The sequence below is a fragment of the Bacillus altaicus genome, from assembly GCF_042136375.2.
GTDB classification, from domain to species: domain Bacteria; phylum Bacillota; class Bacilli; order Bacillales; family Bacillaceae_G; genus Bacillus_A; species Bacillus_A cereus_U.
Window position 1 is genome coordinate 3,880,854 of sequence record NZ_CM143394.1, and the last position, 22,329, is coordinate 3,903,182.

Genomic DNA, 22,329 nt, shown 5'->3' on the forward strand with positions numbered 1-22,329 from the left:
CTTTAAAGCATATTAATTAATATTTCAGGTCTTCCCCAATTCATTTCGTCGCAAACGAATCGTAGTTTTTCTTCGTTCATTGTGTGTAACCCTTCTTCTAACGAACATGAAATTGGAACTTCACAATGAATTTGCGCTAATTGTAAAGAGATATTTAAATTCTCTAAATCACTTTCAATTTTTGTGCGCTGCGCTTTCGTTAATGATGCTATATTTTCTAGTACTGCCGATACTGTCCCGTATTCTTGAATAAACTTATACGCTGTTTTTTCACCAATACCTTTTACACCCGGATAATTATCACTTGTATCTCCCATGAAAGCTTTCGCATGAACAATTTGCCAAGGTTCTACACCTTTCTCTTCCATGATTTTTTCCGGTGTGTAATACTCGTAATTTCCAATTCCTTTACGAAGAAGCATAACTGTAACATTCGTATCAACAAGTTGAAGTAAATCTGTATCACCTGTCAAAATATAAACTTCCGCTTCATTGCAATATTGTTTTGCAAGCGTACCGATACAATCATCCGCTTCATAACCTTTCATACCGATTACAGGCATAGATAATTTCGCAGTCATTTCTTGCACTAAATCAAATTGCGGAATTAATTCTTCCGGCGGTGCTGCACGGTTTGCTTTATAATTCGAGAAAGATTCCGTTCTAAATGTCGTACTTCCCATATCCCAGCACGTTACAATGTGCGTTGGTTCGATTGCTTGTGTTGCTGTTAATAAATGCTTCATATAACCATGAATCCCATTCGTCGGGGTACCATCTTGTCGTTTCATAAATTGTCCATGTACACTTGTTGCGTAAAAAGCACGAAATAATAGTGCCATACCATCAACTAATAATACTTTTTTCATAATTCCTCTCCTACTAACAAAAAATAATAACCTCACGTTATCACGTAAGGTTATATATAGATTACCATTCTACGTTTTTATTCAACTTTTTCTATTATACATTGTTTTTGTATATTTGGCATCATTAACACATTAAGACATTCTACCGCAACAAGTATGAAGTATTCCTGAATACGTATTTTTACCTGTCGAAACAACTACAGCCTTTGCATTTCCCCCAACAATATACGTACCTTTGAAACATACATTTTCAAGTTCAAGTGGATTATAGTCTTTCATCCGTTTTAATGGAATAAATCGTTTACGTTCAAGATGATAGCAACTTTCAAATTTCTCAATACTAGCATCGTTTCCTGTCAGCATAGATTCATTTACTAATAAATCATTTGCATAAATAATACGTACATCTGCTGGCACTGTATCGCCCTCTGAAAGAAAAATCATATCTCCAGGTACAAGCTCTTGTACTGGCAATTTCATCATTTTCAATTCATTATTTAGCCCTGTTATGCTAGAAGCTTCTACTCTAGAAACAGTAACTGTTTCACATTGTAATTCATCACACACATTTTGTTTTGAAAGACCCGGGATCATTCCACTTAGCTTCATCATTACTTCCGCAATACGCGCTCTTTTTGAAGTTAATTCATTTCGGCCGTATACTTGAATACGTTTTTGTGCCTCTTTCATAGATAGTCCGTCTCTTGTTGTTTTAAAATACGCAAATACAGATTTTACATCTCTTGTTGCGATTTCAATTAATAGATCTTTATTTTTTTGAAGCATTGTTTGTTCTTTCATTGCTTTTTTACTTAATTTATACGAAGTGTTACCCACACTTTTATTTACATATAACATATTATCGTCTCCTCCTTTACAACATAGGAAGAAACGCTTTGTTTCTCAATTTATCCACTTTACCGTGAAAGTGTCTAGCGCTTAAATACTCGAATAAACGCTACATTATGATAAATATAGAGGGAGGAACAAGTCGTTTCCTGCCTACATCATATATTTTTGATTTGAAGTATATGGGTAACGGAACCGAGTCAGAATTTGACATGCTCCTCACCTCCTCCTTAATTTTTTAGTTATAATCTATACTATGAAATTACTCATAGCTTGCTAACAAAAAAGACCCTTACTCATAAGAGAGCAAAGGTCATTGCATACACAAATAAGCGATTCCCAATATAATATAATTAGAAATCTACGGACCTCTCCCTCGCCGAGTTTTAGCACTGTATAGCATAGGTTCATTACCAGCTACGTTAAGAAAAACCTTAATTCGATCATTCCTGTTGACCCATTGGCGTCTCTCGACATTTTTGGGCAGTAGCATTTCTCTATACAGGAGCCTCACCTAACAGAGACTTATTATAATTACATAGAAAATGTTACTCTTATTTAAAATAGATGTCAACACTTTGTATGGAAACTTTTCCTTATTACAATAACTATCTCGAGTTTAGTACACTAATACGCATCCTGCTCAGCGTTCGGCTACATAAATTAATTGAACACATATTGCAAAAAATTAGCACATGAAAAATAAAACCCTTACGTTAAAATGTAAGGGTTTTAATATGTTACACAACCAGCAATTACAATTCCGATGGAAAGTGATAAAAACATAAGGAAAAGACCAACTGCTTGATTATCTTCTTCAAGGCTTTTATTAATATTAAAACGTGGTGTAAGCCATTCCGCTAAATAAAAGACAATAATTTGAGCTAATATCCCAACAGCCCCCCATGAAACCATATCAAGAATTGAAATAGAATTAGCAGCCGTTGAATATAAAACGATAGCAAGACCAAGTAGTCTTCCTCCAAGTACATAGCTTACCGCTTTATTCCCTTGAGCCATTAACTTAAATTCCTTAACTTTCGTTGTCACTTCCATAAGAAAAAGACCGATACATAAAAGTGCAAGTGATACTACTAAATATAGTAAAAAATTAATCATTTATTTTCCTCCTTCTTAATACCTACCGGTAAATAATACGATTCATTTCCCGTAATTTTTTCTCCGGCACGTATACCGATGCTGCTCGCTTTTCCAGCAATTAAAAATGCCCCAAACACGTACGACAGCCTCTCAATTCCTTTTTCAGTTTCCAAAAATACAACTGGAAGCTCTGTATATTTCTGAAATATAGGAAGTGATGATTTATACGTTTCATGTGCATTTCGAATCATAATATTTGTATCCTTATCACGAATCGTAATCGTGTCACCTTCCCTACCGAACGAAGGTTTTTGAACGAAAGGACTTTTCCCAAAAAATAAATCTGGCTCTAAATATGTAGGAAGCATATATTCGTTAATCCACTTTTGCTCCTCACTTGTGTAAAAAGCACCTTCTTCTGCTAATCCCCAAATAAGACATTGAATTGATTTCGGCTGAAGTAAAAAGGCCGACAAAGGATTTATAATAAAAAGCTTTCCTTCTTTTACAAGTTGCAAAAGTTCTACTCCCACCAAATCCCCCGTTTTTGGATCTTGATCTTCAATTAAGTCTTCAATTGGATATGTTTGGCGATACAAAACATCAATTGGTACACCATCTCTATCTACTAAAGCATCATCTGTAATTCTAAGTTCTGTCATTGGCATCACTTTATTTTCAACATGACATAGCCCACTCAAATACATAGTCGTATTCCAATCTTCTATATGTTCATGATGAGCTGTGAAAACAACATTTGGATCTTCCATTCCTTTTGTAAACTCCATTACGGCTTTTGTAATACCGGAAGAAAGTAAGCGCTCTTGATTTGCATTTGGATCATCATAGCCTAATTTTTCACAAACTTTTCCATTCATTTGAAAGCATTCCACAATAAAAGTTGGAGTGTCACTATTAAACTCAAGCATTTTAATACGATTATCATCTGTTAAAGCAAAATCAAATCGTGAAATAACAGATTCAGGATACATTCCTTTCAGTCTAATAAAAGGCAAGCTTGCAGCTGGAAAACCAAGTTCAAGAAGCTGTTCATTAGATAAATCCCGAAGAAGTCTAGCAGTCTTAAAAAATATTTTCCCCATTCGTTGAGTTGCTAATTGTAATTGTTTCATCGTTTGCTCTGTTATTGGGAAAGCATGAAACAAACTATACTCACATTCATATAAATCCGACCAGAAATGCGGATAATTCGAATAAAATCCTTTTCGTTCCTTTATGTATTGCGACATATTTTAACCTCCAAATCCACCTTTTGAACCGCTTCCAATTCCACCTTTAAATTCGGCCGAAGATTGATAAGTTTTAAACGCTGATGAATTTTTGAAGGTGGATTTATTTTGATAGTATTTACCACCATAAAAGTAATGTCCACGATAACCTGAACTACTATCATCACACTGCCAAACACCAAGTTCATCATCCCAATCCCAATCAGAGCAACTATTATCATTCGGTTCGGGGGGAATATCTTGCGCGCAGCCAAATAAAGTGCCCGTCATTAAAGATGTCAGGACACCACCTACTAGCCATTTCGTTTTTGTCACCTTTGCACTCCCCTTTTTAAATTATATTTCTATTATATAAGATGTCATGATAAAGTAGAAGAAAAAGGAAGAAGAGGGATAAAATGCGATTGGAATATCGGCTCAATGATGAAACTAACGGGTATCCGGCTTTATGGAACTACGCAAATATTTCTAATTCTGAAATTGTCACGCGCATGACTTGTGAATATTTTATAAAAGATGGAAATACATATGTCGTTACTGCAACTTCAGTAGATCCAGACGGGACAGCAGTGTTATATATACAAAAAGAAGTTTTTTTCAACGATCCTTCAGATCCTACATACTCGCACATAGGTTTTGAAATTAGAGAACTAAAGGAAGCAAGCTCAATTATAATAGAAAGTAAAGATGTGTGGAATTACGAGGACATCTTACCCTCTCTCCATTCAGATATTATATATATTCAACGGGATGAAATACATTTGGAATTCACTCTAGATTCAAGAGAAATTGATGAAGACCGCAAGTGCTATATTTATTATGGAAACTTTACAGGTAAATCGAGATAACATGAGCATATTTATTCAACAAAAAAACCTTACGTATAAAACGTAAGGTTTTTTATATAGTCCCACATATGCCGTTATCTATAGATGTCCATAAACCTGCTCTCACAGGTGGATGTTCTCACAAATGTTTGTAACTTCCTTCTTAAAAAGATGGCCTGCTATCTACATTTAAATATTGAACTTCCATATTATACTTATTGGTTTAAGACATACACAAGCCACGTACACCGTAGGAATTTTATATAATGTTAGTTGAAATAAGACCCCCGCAAGTGCCGTTCCTCGTAAATGTCCAAAAACCCGCTACTCGCAGGTGGATGCCCTCACAGTTACCGTATATCTTCCTCCACAAGGAAGGCTTGATAATGGTCACTAAATATTGAGCTTCCGTAAAACTAACATCGGTTTTAGACATAAATAAGTTACGTACACCGCAGGATGTATTATTTACTTGTCGTTATATTATCACATTGTTTCCAATGTGTAAAATATAATATTTTTGAAGCAATCTCTTGCTTGTGACCTTATTTTAATACAAATTATTTTTGCATGCAAGTGATTAATCTTCTTCTTTTGCAATTTGATTTTCTGGATAAGAAATCCAATCACTCCAGCTACCGGTATACAATTTAACATTTTGAAAACCAGCTAATTTTAATGCAACTATGTTCGGACACGCTGTAACACCAGAACCACAATATACGATTGTTTCCTTCTCTTTATCAAGATTTTGGAAACGCCCTTGCTGTTCCTCTTCGTTTTTAAAGTGTCCCGATTCTAAAATTCCATCTTTCCAAAAATAGTTTACTGCCGTCGGAATATGCCCTGCCTTCGAATCAACAAGCTCTTCCGCACCTGCATAACGTTTCGGCTCTCTAGAATCAATTAACGTAATATCTATACCTGCATGAATATTCTCTCTGACCGTTTCCATCGTTACAAGCATATTTTCTTGTATTTCCGGTATAAAAGGTTTTCGTGCAATAAATGGGATATTCGACGTTGTCTGTAATCCATTCTCTTTCCAAGCTGGAAATCCACCGTCTAATATATACACTTTCTCATGTCCTACATAGTTTAATAACCACCATAAACGAGAAGCCATTGCACCAGCTTGACTGTCATACGCAATCACTGTTGTATGTTCATCAATCCCAGCCTGTGAAAGCTTGTCTGCAAACTGCTCTATATTCGGTAATGGATGGCGACCACCATGCTCTATTACAGAACTTGATAAATCTAAATTTAAATCAAAATATAACGCATGGGGAATATGTTCTTCCTCATACTTCTCTTTACCCCAATTTGGATTCGCTAAATCAAAACGACAATCGACTATACGGACATGTTCATCTTCTAAATGCTCACGCAACCATTCGACTGTAACAATCATCCTTAACGCCCTTCTTTCTCGTTCACGCGACCTACATACTCCATAACCATATCTGTTGTAACAAGTTTACGCTGCGGCGCAACGCCGCGTTTTGCAAGGTCATTAATTTGCTTTGTTACCATATTAATTGCATCAACTGAGAAATGTTTTCCATTTGATGCAAGTGCGATCGCAGCCTCAATCGCTGCTTCGCGTTGCGCATCTAATTGTAAAAATATTTTTACAATCTCATTTTGTTTACGAGAATGTGCTGTAATTGCTTTATGTACTTCCATCTTCTCTTCCCCCTAAATAATTTATACTTATTTGTTTAATTTCATTGCAAGCCGAATCATATCACGACATACAATTCCATTTTCAATAATCTCTTCTTCATAATGCTTTGAAAAGTAATCAAAATCAATAGAAAAAATACGAAATCCACATTTTTGATATAACGTAAGTTGTGAAATGCTAGAATTACCTGTACCAACTTCAAGCTTGTACATATTATATTCTTTAGCTTTTTCTATTGCATGCAACAATAACCCCTTACCAATACCTTTTCCTTGCATATGTTCTACAACCGCAATATTCATAATTTCCATTGTCCTTGGTCTTGTTTCCAAAAGCACATATACACCGATAATTCTTTCTTCTTGTTTAGCTATATACGTAAATCCTCTCTGTACATATGCATCAATTTGGCTCTCACTTGGATCAGCAAGGAGCAATAAAGATTTCGGTATAGCTTCTTTCGAAATACGCTCAATTACAACAGACATAAAAATTCCCCCTTCCCTATTGTTCTAAACCCCCCTTGTCTACCATAGATAATAGAAAGGAGGGATTCACCATGGACAACAATGAGAAAAAATGCAACGTCATCTCTATTGATGGAAAGAAAAAGAAGAGCGACACATATTCCTATCCAAAATTAGTAGTAGAAAACAAAACGTATGAATTTTCTTCATTCGTCTTATGCGGTGAAACACCAGACGGCAGACGCTTAGTTCTTACCCATATGATTTCTACTGATGAGTTTGCAGGGTTTGTAAAATCTTTAGATACTGTACTACAAAAGAAAATTGAACGAATCTTTTTTTCATAACGGCTATTTACTATAAATTTCTTTTTCAATTTCTACTAACTGCTTTTGTAGCTCTTCTTTACTTTGCTCATATAGTGATACATCAATTGTTTCAGCTAATGCGAATAATATACTTTCATAATAATTCTCAACATCTTGTTGCATCACTTTTTGGAATAGGTTCCATTTTGCATCCCACTCTTGCTTATAATGATGAACGAATAAATCTTCTTCATCAGCTACATAGTTTGATACGAAAGGTTCTAACACTCCTTTAGCGTCTTCTTGCATAAAAGCTTTATCATTTTTTTCAAAAAAGCTTTTTTCATTTTTAAAATGTGCTAGTGCCTTTTTAAAATCTTTTATTTCTATTGAAGGAAACGGCTCTTTATGTGTAATAACTTTATATTCATAATCCACTGTTCCACCCATAGAAATCGATTCATTTTCCACTTTGCAATTCACAACAATTTCATCCTTTGCACGCTTCATCGCTTCATCTATCCATTTTTCAAGACGTAATGATGTCGCACGCATTTCTTGTAATAAATCATGTTGAATAAATGAAACTAATTCCATTACACATTGTTGCAACTGCATTTTCACATTCCCATCTGTTCGTAACGACGCCGGATTAATAAATTCAGTAAACACATCGTTATAGCGTAAAAATAGACGTTGGTGTACATAGTAAAGCAGTTCTTTCACTTCATTTTGCATTGCTTGCTCTTCAGCAAGTACACTATATGATGAAATAATATGAAGTAGCTGATTACGCTCTGCTTCATATTTTTTTGTTTGCTTCTCTTTCTCATCATTTCCCTGCTTTGCGCCATTTATCATATTTACAAGAAGCTGATTCGCTCCTTGCAATGTACCATATAAAGCATGCACAGATACAAGCATTAAATCCCTCATCATAAAGGACGTAAATGATTCTTCAAACTTAGTAATCCCAGAGTTTTGTAAAATACCATACTTTTCTTTATCAATACTTTTCCCTTGCTTTTCTTCAAGCGCACATAAACTTGAAATTGCAAATAAACGTGGATTTCTAATACCGTATTGCAAGAGCTGATCCGCAATATAACCTTTTACCATTTCAAGTTCTTCTTCGGATTGTGCTAAATCGGCAGCATTTATTAAGAAGAACATTTTATCAAGTGCAAATGTATCCTTTACACGACCGAGCTGAATTAAAAACTCACGATCTGCACGAGAGAAAACATGATTATAGTATGTTACGAATAAAATAGCATCTGCGTTTTTAATATACTGGAATGCAACATCCGTATGGCGAGCGTTAATAGAATCCGCCCCTGGTGTATCTACAAGAGCTACTCCTTGCCTTGTTAAAGCGCAATCATAATAAAGCTCCATATGCTCAACAAAGCATGATTTTTCTTCATTAGCTACATAATCAGAGAACTCCTCTAACGTAACTTGTACTTGTTCCCCTAAATGATTAGCAACTGCCTCATATCCTTTTTGTACCGCTCGTAAAAAGCTAAATGTTGTTTTTTGCTTCCCGCTTGGTGAAGGATATTTCATAATTTTATCAATTTGCGTTAACGCTTCTCCCAATGTAGCAATTTCATAGTGAAACATTTTATAAACAGCTTTCATATCTTCTAACAGCGCTTGCTCTGACTTAAACTGGACAATTACCGTTCCATGTGGTTTATCTTCTGTAACTGGCAGAATTTGATTTATTGTTGCTGTCGTTGGGTTTGGCGATACAGGAAGTACCTTTTCACCGAGCAATGCGTTAGCAAATGATGATTTCCCAGCACTAAAAGCTCCAAATAACGCTACTGTAAATTGCTTCGTTTCTACACGCTGTCTTTTTCCAACTACTTCTTGCTGTAAATGTTTCAGTGTAGGCAATGGATCTAATATCGTTTCAGCTTTCTTCACTTTTTCTAATATACGCTGAATATTTAAAGCTTTCGTTCCTTTAATCTCTTCTTCACTAGCCGCTACGTTATCATTTACAATTTCTTGCTCTTGTAGTGTAAACTTCTCACTAACAACTTGTTTTTTACTTTGTAATATTTCGTCTATTTGCAATCCATCTGGTATAGAAACATGTTCATTCCAAATATCTCCTAAATAGCTCTCATATTCCTCATACTTCTTAATATATTGTAATTTCGTTTCTTTTGCTGTTTGTAACATCGTGTGTTTTTCAATTTCTTCTTCAATACGAGCAATCTCTATCTTCACTTTCTTCTGCAATATACCCGTACTTTTCCCGAAAATTTGCTGAGATTTCATAAAGTATCTTTTCTTTAACTCATTTGCAACGTCAGCAGTATAAAGAAGTAAGTAATCACCGGTAAATCCAGCCCCTTGTTTAATTGTTTCAGCCAACACTTCCGGTCCGAAAGCAATCTCTAACGCATATATGTCTTTCCCTATTTCTTCTGTAAATAACCCTTCTTCTTTTAAGAAGGCTACAATAAATTCTTTCACATGAAAATCAAGTTGCGTTTCAACAGTCTTTTGAAGAGCAAAATAAAAAGCATCTACACGTCTCTGTTTTTCTTGCTCCGTCTTTCCTTTCGCAAATAACAAACCAACTTTAAACTTCGTTAATTTCGTTTCTAAATATTCATTTGCCAATTCTCTCATTTCAAATGGCATTAAATACGCGTTATCTAATATGGCTTGTAAACCTTTTATAAATTCATTTCTCGCATCAGATTCTTTACTAGCCGCGCGATTTTTATTTTCAGTTAACTCTTCCTTTTTTTCAACTATCTCTGAAAGTGACAGTGGTGATGTTAATTCTTCTTCATATTTCATAAGATGTTTTTCATTTTCAGAAAGAATAAACGAACAATGTTCTTGCAGTAAATATTCTGTTTCTCGCTCCATTCCCTTTCTTACATACTGCTCTTTTTCTTTCATGATAGAAAAAATTAATGCTTCTAAACTTTGAATTTCATTGTATGGATGATTCATCATTCGCAATGATGTATAAAAAATACCATCTACTTCAATATCCCAGTTAGAAAAAGAATGTTTTACACTATCTCTATACTCTTCAAACGATATCTCATTTGCTTTATGTTTATCTATTTGGTTTACAATGAGATAAACCGTTTTATTACGTTGTTTCAATTCTTTAACAAATTGTAAGTTAACCTCTGATTGGACATGGTTATAATCCATCATATAGAAAATAACATCTGCTAGATGCAGTGTTGATTCTGTCGCTAATTGGTGGGCATCATCCGTAGAATCAATTCCGGGCGTATCAACTAACATAACCCCATCAGGAATTGGCGCATCATTTCGATAAATATGAACACCAATTACTTCATCACCGTCTTTACATATTTGTTTTAATTCTTCTGCTGAATATGCGCCGTCATATTCATACTGTTCTCCAGACTTAATCGTTACAACAACGCGATCAGATCCCTTTTCAATTTTAACGACGTTAGCACTCGTTGGAATCGGACTTGTCGGTAATAATTGCGCTTTATATAGGTGATTCATCATTGTCGATTTCCCCGCAGAAAAATGACCACAAAAAGCTAGCATAAGCTGCTCTTGTTTATATTTTTGAATCACTTCAAACAACTTCAAACTATTCTCTGCATCACCGTTTTTTTGCCACTCTTCATAAAAACAAACAAGTTTTTTCATACCGTTTGTCTGTACTATGTTTGTCATCCCCTTGTTCCCCTTTATCCAAGATGTATATACTTTATCCCGCTATTTGTGGGCAGTAAAAGCCTGTTTCGTGCGGGCTAATAATCAGTGAGAGATAGACCTCCCCGCTGATTAAAGTTTCACTTTATTATCATACTAAATTTTCAGCATATTCACATCAAAAATAAAAAATCCCTTTCATTCTTTTTACAAATGAAAGGGATTTTATGTAATATTATTCATTTTGTTGTTCCTACTCCATTTAATACATACTTTGTAACACCAACATATATAGCAATCGTTCCTGCAACAAGTGCATACACCATATTAATACACCAACCTTTTGATAATGATTATCACTTTTAAATACATTTTACCATTAAAGAGAATCATTATCAACAATTTTCTAAAAAAGAAAGCTCCTTCGGGAAAAGGAGCTTTACTGCCTGTTTTGAAGAAGTTTAAAACTTGCTGTGCACTCTTATTATATCTCATAATACACATCTTAACAGTTTTAAAAATTGGAAATCTCCCCTATCCCCTCCCTCTTACATTTTGTATAATAAAGTGAAACTGTAATTAGTGGGGATTTTTCCCATCACCACTAATTATTAGTTGAACAAATCGGGCTTTTACAAGCAGTTGATCTCCCACCTAACTTCCTCGTATTCACTTAATTTTGAGGTGGGAGTCTTACTGCTTGTTAATGCAGGATAAAAGGGAATTACTTAACAAGGAGGAAAATAATGACACAAGATCTTTCACAAGGCGAGAGGATACACTCAATTGATATTATTAGAGGAATAGCTGTACTCGGTATTTTTCTTGTTAACTGGCCAGTTATCGCTGGTGTTGATTCTCGAGACATTTCCGGCGTTTATGATGGATTAGACAGCTATATTCGCTTGTTTTATGACATGTTTATTCAAACGAAGTTTTATACTATTTTTTCATTTTTATTCGGATTAGGTTTTTATATCTTTATGAATCGTGCTGAGGCGAAAACAGATCGTCCGAAAACTTTATTTGTTCGCCGCTTGCTTATTTTATTATTATTTGGGTTCTTGCATTACGTTCTTTTATGGGACGGGGACATTTTACATAGTTATGCAATCGCTGGATTTTTCTTATTTCTATTTTATAAGAGAGAGCCACGTACTATTTTAATATGGTCAATTGTACTATTAAGTTTCATACAATTGTTCACATTATTAGGTTCTCTTCTAATGGCACTAGTGCCGTTAAATGAATTAGACCTTTCCTCAGCAATTATACCGTTAGAAAACTGGGGCTTACAAATCGAAGACAGATTCCATTCATTCTATTCGGAAGCAATAGGAAACAGTTTCATTATGCTTCCTGAAACACTAGGGTTGTTTTTACTCGGATTATACGCTGGTAAAAAAGATATTTTCCGTCGTGCAAAAGAATTAGATCCAAAACTAAAAAAATGGCAAATTATTATGTTCATTTTAACATTGCCGATGTGGTTTATTATGATTCACTTCTTTATTAACAACCAACCTTATACACCATTTACCCTTATGGGCATTACGATGATAAGCGGAAAAACATTATTCATCTTTTACATTTTCACACTCATGCGCTTATTACAAAAAGAAAGATGGCAAAAATTATTACGCCCATTCCAATATGTCGGACGAATGGCGTTAACAAATTACATCACCCATACCATTGTTACGTTACTTGTATTCGGTCTATTTTTCAAAAATTATTATCCCGCTCCGTTATGGGTCGGACCACTATTTTGTATCGGTTTCTATACGTTACAAATCTTCATTAGCCGCTGGTGGCTTTCTCGTTATCAATACGGACCACTTGAATACATTTGGCGCCTTGGTACGTACGGTAAGATGATGCCACTTAAAAAGAAAAGCAAGGTCTCATAATGAGACCTTGCTTTTCTATGCTTCTCTTACTGCACTTTGCATCGGAACTGGCTCTTCTTTTACTTTACGCTGCGGCACCATATTAAATACAATATTTAAAAGTACTGCTGATGCACTTCCAAGTACAATTCCGTTATCGGTTAAAATACGAATATTTTCCGGAAGCTGTGAGAATAACGTTGGAACGACTGTAACACCAAGTCCGATTCCGACAGAACATGCAACGATTAATAAATTCTCTTGTTTTCCAAAATCAACACTGCTTAACATTTTAATACCATACGCCATTACCATGCCGAACATTGCTAACATCGCACCGCCAAGTACTGATTTCGGAATAATTGTTGTAATGGCTGCGATTTTAGGAATAAACCCAAGAGCAATTAACATACCACCACAAGTATAGATAATAACGCGATTTCTTACTCCAGTTAATTGAACAAGGCCTACGTTTTGAGAATATGTTGTGTATGGAAATGCGTTAAAAATACCACCTAGAACCATTGCTAATCCTTCTGCTCGATAACCTTTTGTTAATTCTTTTTCACCGATCTTTTTATTGCAAATATCAGATAATGCAAAATATACACCTGTTGCTTCCACAATCCCTACGCAAGCAACGAGAATCATCGTAATAATTGGCGTTAATTCAAATGTTGGTGTACCGAAGTAAAACGGCTGAATACCGTGGAACCAATCTGCCTCTCCAACCGCTTGCAAGCTTACTTTCCCCATAAATGCTGCAACGATTGTACCGAATAAAAGACCAAGTAATATAGAGATTGAACGGATAAATCCGTCAAAGAACCGATACATAATAATGATAAATAATAAAACACCAAATGCTAAAGCTAAATTTTCTAGACTTCCGAAATCTTTGCTTCCAACTCCTCCAGCCATATCATTAATAGCTGCTGGAACAAGTGTAACCCCAATGACTGTAACGACAGATCCTGTTACAACAGGAGGAAACAGTTTTACAAGTTTCCCAAATAATTTCGCGAAAATAACAACAAATAATCCCGCAGCAATAATTGCTCCATATATAGAGGACACGCCGTATTGTTTACCAATTGCAATCATCGGTCCAACCGCTGTGAATGTACAACCAAGTACAACCGGAAGCCCAATACCGAAAAAGCGATTTGATAATGCTTGTAAAATCGTTGCTACGCCGCACATTAATAAGTCAATCGATACTAAATACGTTAATTCTTGTTGATTTAAACCAAGTCCCCCGCCAACAATAAGCGGAACAATAATTGCGCCAGCGTACATGGCAAGCATGTGCTGAATGCCAAGCGATGCAATTTTAAATGGGTGCTGCTTCATCGTTAGTTCACCTCCGCAGTTTCTTGCTGTACAAATGTAACTGTGCCGTTATCAAGTGATGCAATTTCTGCTAGTGATTCAACACGAACTCCCTGTTCACGCAGTTTCTTTCCTCCATCTTGAAATGCTTTTTCAATAACAATGCCAATTCCCGCAATACTTGCCTCGGCTTGCTCTACTAAACTTATTAAACCTAAAGCAGCCTGACCATTTGCTAAAAAGTCATCAATAATTAATACATGATCATTTTCATCAATATGATTTCGAGATAATGAAATCTCGTTCGTTTCTTGTTTTGTAAATGAGTATACTTTCGCAACATACATATTATCTTGTAACGTTAACGATTTACGCTTTCTTGCAAAAACTACTTTTACACCAAGCTCTAAAGCAGCCATAACCGCTGGCGCAATGCCTGAAGATTCAATCGTCACGATTTTTGTAATGTTCTCTTCTTTAAAACGCTTAGCAAATTCTTTTCCGATTTCTTGCATAAGTACTGGATCAATTTGATGATTTAAAAATGCATCTACCTTTAATACATCACCAGATAAAACCTTTCCTTCGTTCAAAATCTTTTCTTGTAATACTTTCATGTTAGTTCCTCCTCTTATGCAAATAAAAAACTCCAAAAGCCGCCACCACTCGTTACAAGTGAGAGACGTGCTTTTGGAGTTTCGCAAAAAAGAATGCTAAACAAGCAAATATATTCGTCCTCACTCATAGTCAAAGTATTTACGGTACTTCGGTAGAAACTTGCAGGCCATATCCCCGCGATTATATGAGTGTAGCTAACTTATTTATTTATAGAAGGATTATAACGCACTTTTTTCACTTTGAAAAGCATTTATCGAAAAAACACGTACGAATTTTATGAAAACACCGTTTTCGTTCGAGTTTTCCCAACTTTCACATTTCATATTACAACGTCGTTAATATGATAGGACCATCCTTCGTAATCGCAATTGTATGCTCATATTGTGCAGATAATTTCCCATCCATCGTCCGTGCAGTCCATCCGTTTAAATCTACTTTAGAATATCGCATACCGGCATTTACAATAGGTTCAATTGTAATTACCATTCCTTCTTGTAATTCTGGTCCTTGCCTTGGCTTACCAAAATGAAAAATTGCTGGTTCCTCATGAATTTCTTTACCAATTCCGTGTCCCGTAAAGTCTCTTGCAACAGAAAACCCTTCAGAAGCTACATAACTTTCAATTGCGTATCCAATATCTCCAACATGGTTACCACTTATCGCTTGCTCAATCCCTTTATATAAAGCACTCTCTGCTACTAACAATAACCTTTTTGCTTCATCAGAAATATCTCCAACTATATACGTCCATGCAGAATCCGAAAGCGCACCATTTAAATTTACTACCATGTCAATTGTTACAATATCTCCTTCACTTAAAGAAACATCTGTTGGAAACCCATGACACATTTCATTGTTTACAGATGCACATATTGCGTATGGATAATCGTTATACCCTTTCTGTTCGGATCTGGCACCATGCTCTTCTAAATATGCTTCAACAAACGTATCAATTTCTTGTGTAGTGATACCTGGTTTCATCATTTTTGCAATTTCTCTATGACAAGAAGCTAGTAACTTCCCAGATTCATGCATCAAATCTATTTCATTTTTCGTTTTAATTGTAATCATACTACCTCTCCTTACTAAACTTGCTATTTGCTACTAAAGTTCAATCATACACACCCTCTTCCAAAATTTCAAAACTTCTAACTACATCAAAATAAAAAAACAGAAGCCCCCTTCTGTTTCTTAATCATTTTTACATATATAATTCATTTTCAAAAACTCAAAACAGCTGCCATTCGTTTTTTGAATAAACGTCCCAACTGCTTCGAACCCTGCTTTTTTATATACTTTGATTGCCCTTTCATTAAATGCCGCTACTGATAATGTTATATAGTCACATTTATATTTTTCTTTACTAAAATCTAATCCAGCTTTTACGAACTGTAAACCTAATCCATTGCCTGTTATATCAGGTCTCATTCCAAGGCCTATATCAACCGTTTGATTATTTATTTTACAAAAACTAAAGAAGCCAATTATAATATCGTTTTCTTTCACGACAAATGTAGTATTCCCTCTCATATGAGCATTTAAAAACTCCACTAAATCTTCTTGATCTGCCTCTATATCATAAAAAGAATACTCCCCTTCATAATGCCAGTTGTATGCAATTTCTTCTGCTTCCGCTTGCGGCATTACTGTAAACATATAGTCCATTTCTCTCACTCCCTCATAAAAAAGAGCTGCAATTAAGCAGCTCCTGTTTTATAACTCATAAATCTCTTTATATTTAGCTTCTAAATAATCAGCTAAGTAATTTGCATTTAAACCTTCACCTGTCACATCTTTTAAAATTTCAAGTGGTTTTTTCGTTTTGCCGTATTGGTGAATATTCTCTGTTAACCATTCACGAATTGGTGTCACGTTTCCTTCTTCTAATAATACATCAAAGTTTGGAATATCCTTTAGCATCCTATGTTTAAATTGCGCTGCATACATATAACCAAGCGCATAAGATGGGAAATATCCAAATGAACCACCAGCCCAGTGAACGTCTTGTAATACACCTTGTGCATCATTCTCTGGACGAATACCTAAATACGTTTCCATCTTATCATTCCATGCCGCTGGTAAGTCCTTTACTTGCAATGTGCCATCAAATAATTCTTTCTCCAGCTCATAGCGAACCATAACATGAAGCGGATATGTAAGTTCATCGGCTTCTATACGGATAAAGGATGGTTTTGACTCATTAATCGCATCATAAAACTCGTCTACTGATACACCGTCAAATTGACCGTCACTATATCGCTTTAACAAATCATAGTTTTTCTTCCAGAACGACTTATTACGGCCAATGAAGTTTTCAAAGAATAACGATTGTGACTCGTGAATTCCCATTGATGTTCCACTGCAAAGTGGTGTTCCTTCTAGTTCCTCTGCAACATTTTGCTCATATACAGCATGACCACATTCATGAATCGTGCCGAAAACAGCCATACGGAAGTCTTTCTCATCGTAACGAGTCGTAATACGAACATCCCCTCTATTTAATGTAATTTCAAAAGGATGTACCGTTTCATCAAGACGACCCGCTTCAAAGTTATAGTTCAATTGTTTTAATAACTCTAAAGTAAAATTCTTTTGTTTTTCTTTTGAAAAATGTTCGGATAAAGCATTTGTTTTTAATTCTTTTTTAGACTCAGAAATTTCTTTCACAAGCGGAACGATACGTTCACGTAGTTGACCAAATACATGATCTAACACTTCTACTGTGATTCCTGGCTCATACATGTCTAATAGCGTGTTATATTTGTACGTTTCGTAACCCCAATATGTAATAAACTTCTTTTTGAATTCAACAATTTTTTCTAAATACGGACGGAACATTTCGAAGTCAGATTGTTCGCGAGCTTCTTCCCATACACTTTCCGCTTTCGCTTCTAATTTCACATACGCTTCATATTCCGCTTGTGGAATTTTCTTATTTCTATCATATTCTTTACGACACTCTTCAACCATTTTCTTTGTCGTTTCAGAAAGTTTATTTTCAACAATTAAAGATTCTAGTTCAGTTAAATAGTTCCCCATCTCATCTGAAGTCGACATCGCAAACACTTCGGATGAAAGCATTCCTATTACTTCTGAACGCTGGTCTACTCCTTGTTTTGGTGCACCTGTTCTTAAATCCCAAAACATTAAGCTTAATGCTTCTCCATAATTCTCTATCTTCTTCACATATGCTAAAAATTGTTTTTCTACTTCATATGTAGCAACTGTCATAGTATAAAAAACCTCCTTTTTCTACCTCAACCTTATTTCGACATTAAAACATAAATTCCTTTTCTAATAGAAAAAAAGCTTGGCAAATGCCAAACTTTTCCCTACAACATTTTTTCGCTTAAAGTACTTTTCCTTCTACCGGAAGCACTTTCTTCACTGCTTCTATCACTTTTTCATCTTCATTATCTGATAAGAATAATGATATAGCACCTTTATCTTCACTTGTACGAATTAAACGTCCAATTCCTTGGCGAAGACGTAAAATCATATAAGGCACATCTACGTCCCAAAATGGATCATTCACATGTTTACGCTTCGCCTCAAACACAGGATCGTTTGGAGGGAATGGTAATGACCAAATAATAACATGTGATAATGATGAACCTGGAATGTCTAAACCTTCCCATAAATGAACGGCACAAAGTACAGTCTCTTCTTCATTTTGGAAACGAGAAACGAGCTGACTAATTTCTTGATCACCTTCATATAGGAACGGAACTGACATTTGCTCTTTACTTACATATTCTTTAAACGCTGCAAGTTCTTGCGTTGTACGGAATAATACGAGTGTACGTCCATTTGTTTTTTGTATATTTTCAAGTGTATATTGACACTTTCTTTCCCATTCATTTTCTTTCGTATACGGAAGTAAGTTTACAGTCATTTGCTCTTCATAATCAAACGGCGAAGCAACTGAGAATGATAAGTAATCTTTTACCCCTAGACTATTTGCAGTAAATGCGAACGAATCATTGTCAGATAATGTCGCAGAAGAGAAAATATACGGAATCTTCTTCGAGAATACTTTTTCTTGTAGCACTTCTTCAACTGCACGCGGCATAATAACTAACGTAAAGGCACCATCACCTTCTTCACCCCATGTAATTACATTTTTCTCGTGCATGAAAAGACGAAGTGAATGCTCTAACACATCTAAATGCTCATCAACAATATTTAAATCGTATGTGTTTACTGTATGCATTTCACTTTCAAATACTAATGCATCACCGACTTCACCGATTTTCGCATAAAGTCTTTCTGCCTCAGCAGTTACCTTTTCTGTCACAGTAATTTCTAAACGATCAGAACCTTCAATTTCCTTTTTATTCTCTTGTAGTACCCCAAAGAATTGTTCAGTTTGCCAAATTGTTTCTTCTACTAAATGTGCGAACTCTTCACGAATATCGTTTTGTAATAATCTCGTTAAAAGTTGCTCCATCATCGTTTGCTTTAAACGGTATGTTAAAGCTTTTTGCGCTGCATACTCTACAAGATGTCCTTCATCGAATACAACGCAGCTACTTTCAGGTAACAATGGCATTTGCCCTTCACGTTTACGTGCATCATATGTCCAAATATGATCCATATAGAAATCTTGAGAACAAATAATTAAATCTGCAGCTTTACGATAATGTTCACGAGAAAGTGTTTGACCACAACGATGACGAGAATCACAAGTGAAGCAATCTTGGAAGTAATCCCAGTTTACCTTTGACCATTCCTCGTCATTTAACAGTGGAAATTCTTTTCGATCACCATAGTGAGTAAAGTTCTGCATCGTACCATGATCGAATACGAACTGAGGTAATTCGTAATATACATCTTCAATTACTTCTGGAGCTCGTCCACTCATAACATCTTCAAGTTTACGCAAACATAAATAATTATCCATTGATTTCGCAAGTCTAACATCAACAGATAGCCCTAATGCTTCAGATAACTTAGCGATGTCTCCTTCTTCTTTCACAAGCTGCTCAATTAACGTTTCATCTGCACAAGCGATAATAGCTGGCTTCCCTGTATAACGTGCATAACAAATTGCATATAGAAGATATACAATTGTTTTCCCTGTTCCTACACCTGCTTCTGCAAACATAACTTTCTTCTCTTGGAAAGCACGTTCTAACTGAAACGCCATAAAAATCTGTTCATCACGCTCTTCAAAGCCTTTTTCCGGAAGAATGTCGTAAAACACATCTCCAATCCACTCATTCAACTTATCATAAAAATTATCTTGTTTCCCTACTTCAAATGGTAACCTATTCTCAGTAAACATCCTTAGCCTCCAACCAAACAATTTTTCTATAAAAAGATATAGCAACTGCTACTCACATGTGTGCAGCCACTTTCCCCTGTTGCAATACATAGAAATACACGAAAAAAAATTTTCCTTTCGAAAAAGGAAAATTTTTTTCTATATTAATGACTTTAAATACCGTTTATCAATCGCTGTTTCATGTGAAAGAGCTGACAAATATTCTTCCTGCGCTTTTTGTATTTCATCTACAATCGCACCTTGACTATCCACTTCTTTTCCGAGCTCATCATACGTACGGTGAATAGCTTTTTGAATCATTGATAATTGGAAACTATCCATATCACTTCCTCCTTTACGCATTACATAATAGCCAGTATATGCGCGCTGGAGGAGTTTTATACTATGAATTACGCGGTGGACGTTTTCCGAAGTATTGATAGTAATCTGTACGGATAAATCCGTTAAACAGTTTACGCTTTTTCGATGCATCTTTTCCGTAACACTTCTCAAATGCTTCATAACTTGTTAATAAATACATTGACCACGTATCTAATGGGCGGAATACCTCTCCCGTTTCTTTATATAATTTTTCAACAAGCGCTCTTTCACTTAAACGTTCTCCGTATGGAGGATTCGTTACAACATAGCCATATTCCTCTTTTGTCGTGAAATCTTTTACTTGCATTTGTTTAAATGATATAAGGTCCCCTAATCCAACTTCATCTGCGTTATCTTGGGCAACTCTTATCATACGGTGATCGATATCTGATCCAATGATTTGCAATGATTGATTATAATTTGCTAAATCTTCAGCTTCTTGACGAGCTTCGCGCCAATTTTGTTTACCAACCCAGCCCCATTCATCCGATGCAAAGCCTCGGTTAAATCCTGGTGCGATATTTTGTCCAATTAATGCAGCTTCAATTGGAATTGTACCAGATCCACAGAAAGGATCAACGAAAGGACGATCCGGCTTCCAGTTTGTTAACTTAATTAAAGACGCAGCTAATGTTTCTTTTAAAGGCGCTTCACCTTGCTCAAGACGGTATCCACGTTTATGAAGACCTACACCACTCGCATCGATTGTTAATGTTGCAATATCCTTGAGCATTGCAATTTCAATACGGAATAACGGACCATCTTCTTCAAACCAAGTTGTGCGTCTATACGTTGTTTTTAATTTCTCAACAACAGCCTTTTTAACGATACGTTGGCAGTCTGAAACGCTAAATAATGTTGATTTTAAAGATTTCCCAATAACAGGGAATTCTCCGTTCTCTGGAATATAATCTCCCCAGTTTAACGCTTTTGTTTTTTCAAATAACTCATCGAATGTTGTTGCTTTAAATTCGCCGACTTTAATTTTCACACGGTCTGCAGTACGTAACCATAAATTCGTACGACAAATCGCTTTTTCATCCGCTTCAAACGTCACCTTTCCGTTTTCCACTTCACATTCATAACCAAGATCGCGAACTTCTCGGGCAACTAACGCTTCAATACCCATTGCCGCTGTTGCAATTAAAGTAACTTTTCCCATTTATATTCACCTCTTATGTATAATCAAACAATAATTAATAACATGTTGTCCTATTAATTATCACATATCACGAAGAATATTCTCATTTACCATTTTAACTCACAACTTATAAATTCATACAAATAAAAAGCCCTCCTCTAACAAAGGAGAGCTGAGTTATTTCATAGTTGGTTCATAACGTTCTGTAAGCCATGTTCTGTTCCTTTGTACTGCAAACGGCCCACGCCTCGTACTCCGGTGGTAATCATCTATCTACAGGTTATGAAAACCTGTCCTTTCCCATCGTTCATTTCCTTGGAAAAGATTCCCCTACCATTATTTGGGTTTCTCGCTCGTGGGGTTTACCTCGTTCCACTCCTATCATTTCTTCAAGGACTTCGTCACTGTGGCACTTTAAAGGTAGTCAAACCATATCCGAAAGGACTTAGGTTTTTTCCCTGCCGTTAAACCAGCCTCACAGCCAGAATACCCTAGCTTATGACTTGGCTAGGCACGAACACTACAACCATCTCAGGCTGTGCGAGCATGGACTTTCCTCTACAACGTTGGCGTTGCAGCGATTACCCAAACGTTATGACAAACATTAGTATAGTGGAAACAAAAAGATTTTGCAATGTTTTTTTCTATGTAAAATGCTTT

The 22,329-nt window shown here is 35.6% G+C and carries 20 protein-coding genes, 3 other RNA genes and 2 riboswitches; of the genes, 3 read left to right on the top strand and 20 right to left on the bottom strand.

Annotated features, from left to right (window positions below; translation table 11 throughout):
• Positions 1–2: 2 nt before the first annotated feature.
• The 5 genes from ACE38F_RS20000 to ACE38F_RS20020 form a co-directional block, all read right to left on the bottom strand.
• The gene (locus ACE38F_RS20000; protein ID WP_215555819.1) at positions 3–869 is read right to left on the bottom strand and encodes a 5'-3' exonuclease; all 867 of its coding nucleotides are present in this window, start codon (positions 867–869) and stop codon (positions 3–5) included.
• A gap of 132 nt (positions 870–1,001) precedes the next feature.
• Entirely contained in the window at positions 1,002–1,727 is a 726-nt protein-coding gene (locus ACE38F_RS20005; RefSeq protein WP_341307229.1) for a P-type ATPase actuator domain-containing protein, read from the bottom strand.
• Between the two features lie 354 nt (positions 1,728–2,081).
• Positions 2,082–2,247: riboswitch (M-box (ykoK) riboswitch) on the bottom strand.
• A 203-nt stretch (positions 2,248–2,450) separates the two neighbouring features.
• On the bottom strand, positions 2,451–2,837 hold the full coding sequence (locus ACE38F_RS20010; RefSeq protein ID WP_375369761.1) for a DUF350 domain-containing protein: 387 nt from the start codon (positions 2,835–2,837) through the stop codon (positions 2,451–2,453).
• Entirely contained in the window at positions 2,834–4,069 is a 1,236-nt protein-coding gene (locus ACE38F_RS20015) for a glutathionylspermidine synthase family protein (protein WP_375369762.1), read from the bottom strand. Before ACE38F_RS20015 ends, ACE38F_RS20010 begins: the two co-directional genes overlap by 4 nt.
• A 3-nt stretch (positions 4,070–4,072) precedes the next feature.
• Positions 4,073–4,384 carry a hypothetical protein gene (locus ACE38F_RS20020; protein WP_002158538.1) on the bottom strand — a complete coding sequence of 104 codons (312 nt, stop codon included), beginning with the start codon at positions 4,382–4,384 and terminating at the stop codon, positions 4,073–4,075.
• Positions 4,385–4,467: 83 nt separating this feature from the next.
• On the opposite strand from ACE38F_RS20020, the gene ACE38F_RS20025 reads away from it, so the two are divergent.
• Positions 4,468–4,917 (top strand): hypothetical protein, encoded by a 450-nt coding sequence (locus tag ACE38F_RS20025; protein WP_375369763.1) that lies wholly within the window; start codon positions 4,468–4,470, stop codon positions 4,915–4,917.
• A 55-nt stretch (positions 4,918–4,972) separates the two neighbouring features.
• Here the strand turns inward: ACE38F_RS20025 and ssrS (ACE38F_RS20030) are convergent.
• The 5 genes from ssrS (ACE38F_RS20030) to ACE38F_RS20050 form a co-directional block, all read right to left on the bottom strand.
• A non-coding RNA gene (ssrS, locus tag ACE38F_RS20030) (6S RNA) lies at positions 4,973–5,156 on the bottom strand.
• 21 nt (positions 5,157–5,177) lie between these two features.
• Positions 5,178–5,360, bottom strand: a non-coding RNA gene (gene ssrS / locus ACE38F_RS20035) — 6S RNA.
• 116 nt (positions 5,361–5,476) lie between these two features.
• Positions 5,477–6,310 (bottom strand): sulfurtransferase, encoded by an 834-nt coding sequence (locus tag ACE38F_RS20040; RefSeq protein WP_375369764.1) that lies wholly within the window; start codon positions 6,308–6,310, stop codon positions 5,477–5,479.
• Positions 6,311–6,312: 2 nt separating this feature from the next.
• Positions 6,313–6,585: a DUF2533 family protein gene (locus tag ACE38F_RS20045; protein ID WP_002149260.1), complete on the bottom strand. Its 273-nt coding sequence runs from the start codon at positions 6,583–6,585 to the stop codon at positions 6,313–6,315.
• A 27-nt stretch (positions 6,586–6,612) separates the two neighbouring features.
• Positions 6,613–7,074: a GNAT family N-acetyltransferase gene (locus ACE38F_RS20050; protein ID WP_375369765.1), complete on the bottom strand. Its 462-nt coding sequence runs from the start codon at positions 7,072–7,074 to the stop codon at positions 6,613–6,615.
• Between the two features lie 71 nt (positions 7,075–7,145).
• Here ACE38F_RS20050 and ACE38F_RS20055 point away from each other — a divergent pair, with 71 nt between their 5' ends.
• Positions 7,146–7,400 carry a DUF3931 domain-containing protein gene (locus ACE38F_RS20055; RefSeq protein WP_000369740.1) on the top strand — a complete coding sequence of 85 codons (255 nt, stop codon included), beginning with the start codon at positions 7,146–7,148 and terminating at the stop codon, positions 7,398–7,400.
• A 3-nt stretch (positions 7,401–7,403) separates the two neighbouring features.
• Here the strand turns inward: ACE38F_RS20055 and ACE38F_RS20060 are convergent, their stop codons facing one another.
• On the bottom strand, positions 7,404–11,063 hold the full coding sequence (locus tag ACE38F_RS20060; RefSeq protein ID WP_375369766.1) for a dynamin family protein: 3,660 nt from the start codon (positions 11,061–11,063) through the stop codon (positions 7,404–7,406).
• A gap of 725 nt (positions 11,064–11,788) precedes the next feature.
• Between ACE38F_RS20060 and ACE38F_RS20065 the strand changes: the two genes are divergently transcribed.
• Positions 11,789–12,952, top strand: coding sequence for a DUF418 domain-containing protein (locus ACE38F_RS20065; RefSeq protein ID WP_375369767.1), 1,164 nt, complete (start codon positions 11,789–11,791; stop codon positions 12,950–12,952).
• A 15-nt stretch (positions 12,953–12,967) separates the two neighbouring features.
• Here ACE38F_RS20065 and pbuX read toward each other — a convergent pair whose 3' ends face one another.
• The 9 genes from pbuX to rnpB all read right to left on the bottom strand — a co-directional run bounded on the left by pbuX (position 12,968) and on the right by rnpB (position 22,262).
• Positions 12,968–14,284 (bottom strand): xanthine permease PbuX, encoded by a 1,317-nt coding sequence (gene pbuX / locus ACE38F_RS20070; RefSeq protein ID WP_002126498.1) that lies wholly within the window; start codon positions 14,282–14,284, stop codon positions 12,968–12,970.
• A 2-nt stretch (positions 14,285–14,286) separates the two neighbouring features.
• The gene (locus ACE38F_RS20075; protein WP_215555812.1) at positions 14,287–14,880 is read right to left on the bottom strand and encodes a xanthine phosphoribosyltransferase; all 594 of its coding nucleotides are present in this window, start codon (positions 14,878–14,880) and stop codon (positions 14,287–14,289) included.
• A 107-nt stretch (positions 14,881–14,987) separates the two neighbouring features.
• Positions 14,988–15,089, bottom strand: a riboswitch (purine riboswitch).
• A gap of 116 nt (positions 15,090–15,205) precedes the next feature.
• Positions 15,206–15,952 carry a type I methionyl aminopeptidase gene (locus ACE38F_RS20080; RefSeq protein WP_215555811.1) on the bottom strand — a complete coding sequence of 249 codons (747 nt, stop codon included), beginning with the start codon at positions 15,950–15,952 and terminating at the stop codon, positions 15,206–15,208.
• A 120-nt stretch (positions 15,953–16,072) separates the two neighbouring features.
• Entirely contained in the window at positions 16,073–16,546 is a 474-nt protein-coding gene (locus ACE38F_RS20085; protein WP_375369768.1) for a GNAT family N-acetyltransferase, read from the bottom strand.
• Between the two features lie 48 nt (positions 16,547–16,594).
• On the bottom strand, positions 16,595–18,112 hold the full coding sequence (ypwA, locus tag ACE38F_RS20090) for a carboxypeptidase (RefSeq protein ID WP_375369769.1): 1,518 nt from the start codon (positions 18,110–18,112) through the stop codon (positions 16,595–16,597).
• A 118-nt stretch (positions 18,113–18,230) separates the two neighbouring features.
• Positions 18,231–20,168, bottom strand: a complete 1,938-nt coding sequence (locus tag ACE38F_RS20095) for an ATP-dependent DNA helicase (RefSeq protein ID WP_215555808.1) — start codon at positions 20,166–20,168, stop codon at positions 18,231–18,233.
• 138 nt (positions 20,169–20,306) lie between these two features.
• Positions 20,307–20,489, bottom strand: a complete 183-nt coding sequence (locus ACE38F_RS20100) for a DUF3921 domain-containing protein (RefSeq protein WP_000376895.1) — start codon at positions 20,487–20,489, stop codon at positions 20,307–20,309.
• A 61-nt stretch (positions 20,490–20,550) separates the two neighbouring features.
• Positions 20,551–21,690 carry a THUMP domain-containing class I SAM-dependent RNA methyltransferase gene (locus ACE38F_RS20105; RefSeq protein ID WP_215555807.1) on the bottom strand — a complete coding sequence of 380 codons (1,140 nt, stop codon included), beginning with the start codon at positions 21,688–21,690 and terminating at the stop codon, positions 20,551–20,553.
• Positions 21,691–21,870: 180 nt separating this feature from the next.
• Positions 21,871–22,262, bottom strand: an RNA gene (rnpB, locus tag ACE38F_RS20110) — RNase P RNA component class B.
• Positions 22,263–22,329: the final 67 nt, after the last annotated feature.

Coding starts and splice junctions, on each gene's coding strand:
- ACE38F_RS20000 (WP_215555819.1), bottom strand. CDS start 869: ATGAAAAAAGTATTATTAGTTGATGGTATGGCACTATTATTTCGTGCT.
- ACE38F_RS20015 (WP_375369762.1), bottom strand. CDS start 4,069: ATGTCGCAATACATAAAGGAACGAAAAGGATTTTATTCGAATTATCCG.
- pbuX (WP_002126498.1), bottom strand. CDS start 14,284: ATGAAGCAGCACCCATTTAAAATTGCATCGCTTGGCATTCAGCACATG.
- ACE38F_RS20010 (WP_375369761.1), bottom strand. CDS start 2,837: ATGATTAATTTTTTACTATATTTAGTAGTATCACTTGCACTTTTATGT.
- ACE38F_RS20050 (WP_375369765.1), bottom strand. CDS start 7,074: ATGTCTGTTGTAATTGAGCGTATTTCGAAAGAAGCTATACCGAAATCT.
- ACE38F_RS20005 (WP_341307229.1), bottom strand. CDS start 1,727: ATGTTATATGTAAATAAAAGTGTGGGTAACACTTCGTATAAATTAAGT.
- ypwA (WP_375369769.1), bottom strand. CDS start 18,112: ATGACAGTTGCTACATATGAAGTAGAAAAACAATTTTTAGCATATGTG.
- ACE38F_RS20075 (WP_215555812.1), bottom strand. CDS start 14,880: ATGAAAGTATTACAAGAAAAGATTTTGAACGAAGGAAAGGTTTTATCT.
- ACE38F_RS20100 (WP_000376895.1), bottom strand. CDS start 20,489: ATGGATAGTTTCCAATTATCAATGATTCAAAAAGCTATTCACCGTACG.
- ACE38F_RS20060 (WP_375369766.1), bottom strand. CDS start 11,063: ATGACAAACATAGTACAGACAAACGGTATGAAAAAACTTGTTTGTTTT.
- ACE38F_RS20085 (WP_375369768.1), bottom strand. CDS start 16,546: ATGGACTATATGTTTACAGTAATGCCGCAAGCGGAAGCAGAAGAAATT.
- ACE38F_RS20045 (WP_002149260.1), bottom strand. CDS start 6,585: ATGGAAGTACATAAAGCAATTACAGCACATTCTCGTAAACAAAATGAG.
- ACE38F_RS20055 (WP_000369740.1), top strand. CDS start 7,146: ATGGACAACAATGAGAAAAAATGCAACGTCATCTCTATTGATGGAAAG.
- ACE38F_RS20040 (WP_375369764.1), bottom strand. CDS start 6,310: ATGATTGTTACAGTCGAATGGTTGCGTGAGCATTTAGAAGATGAACAT.
- ACE38F_RS20025 (WP_375369763.1), top strand. CDS start 4,468: ATGCGATTGGAATATCGGCTCAATGATGAAACTAACGGGTATCCGGCT.
- ACE38F_RS20095 (WP_215555808.1), bottom strand. CDS start 20,168: ATGTTTACTGAGAATAGGTTACCATTTGAAGTAGGGAAACAAGATAAT.
- ACE38F_RS20065 (WP_375369767.1), top strand. CDS start 11,789: ATGACACAAGATCTTTCACAAGGCGAGAGGATACACTCAATTGATATT.
- ACE38F_RS20105 (WP_215555807.1), bottom strand. CDS start 21,690: ATGGGAAAAGTTACTTTAATTGCAACAGCGGCAATGGGTATTGAAGCG.
- ACE38F_RS20080 (WP_215555811.1), bottom strand. CDS start 15,952: ATGATTACAATTAAAACGAAAAATGAAATAGATTTGATGCATGAATCT.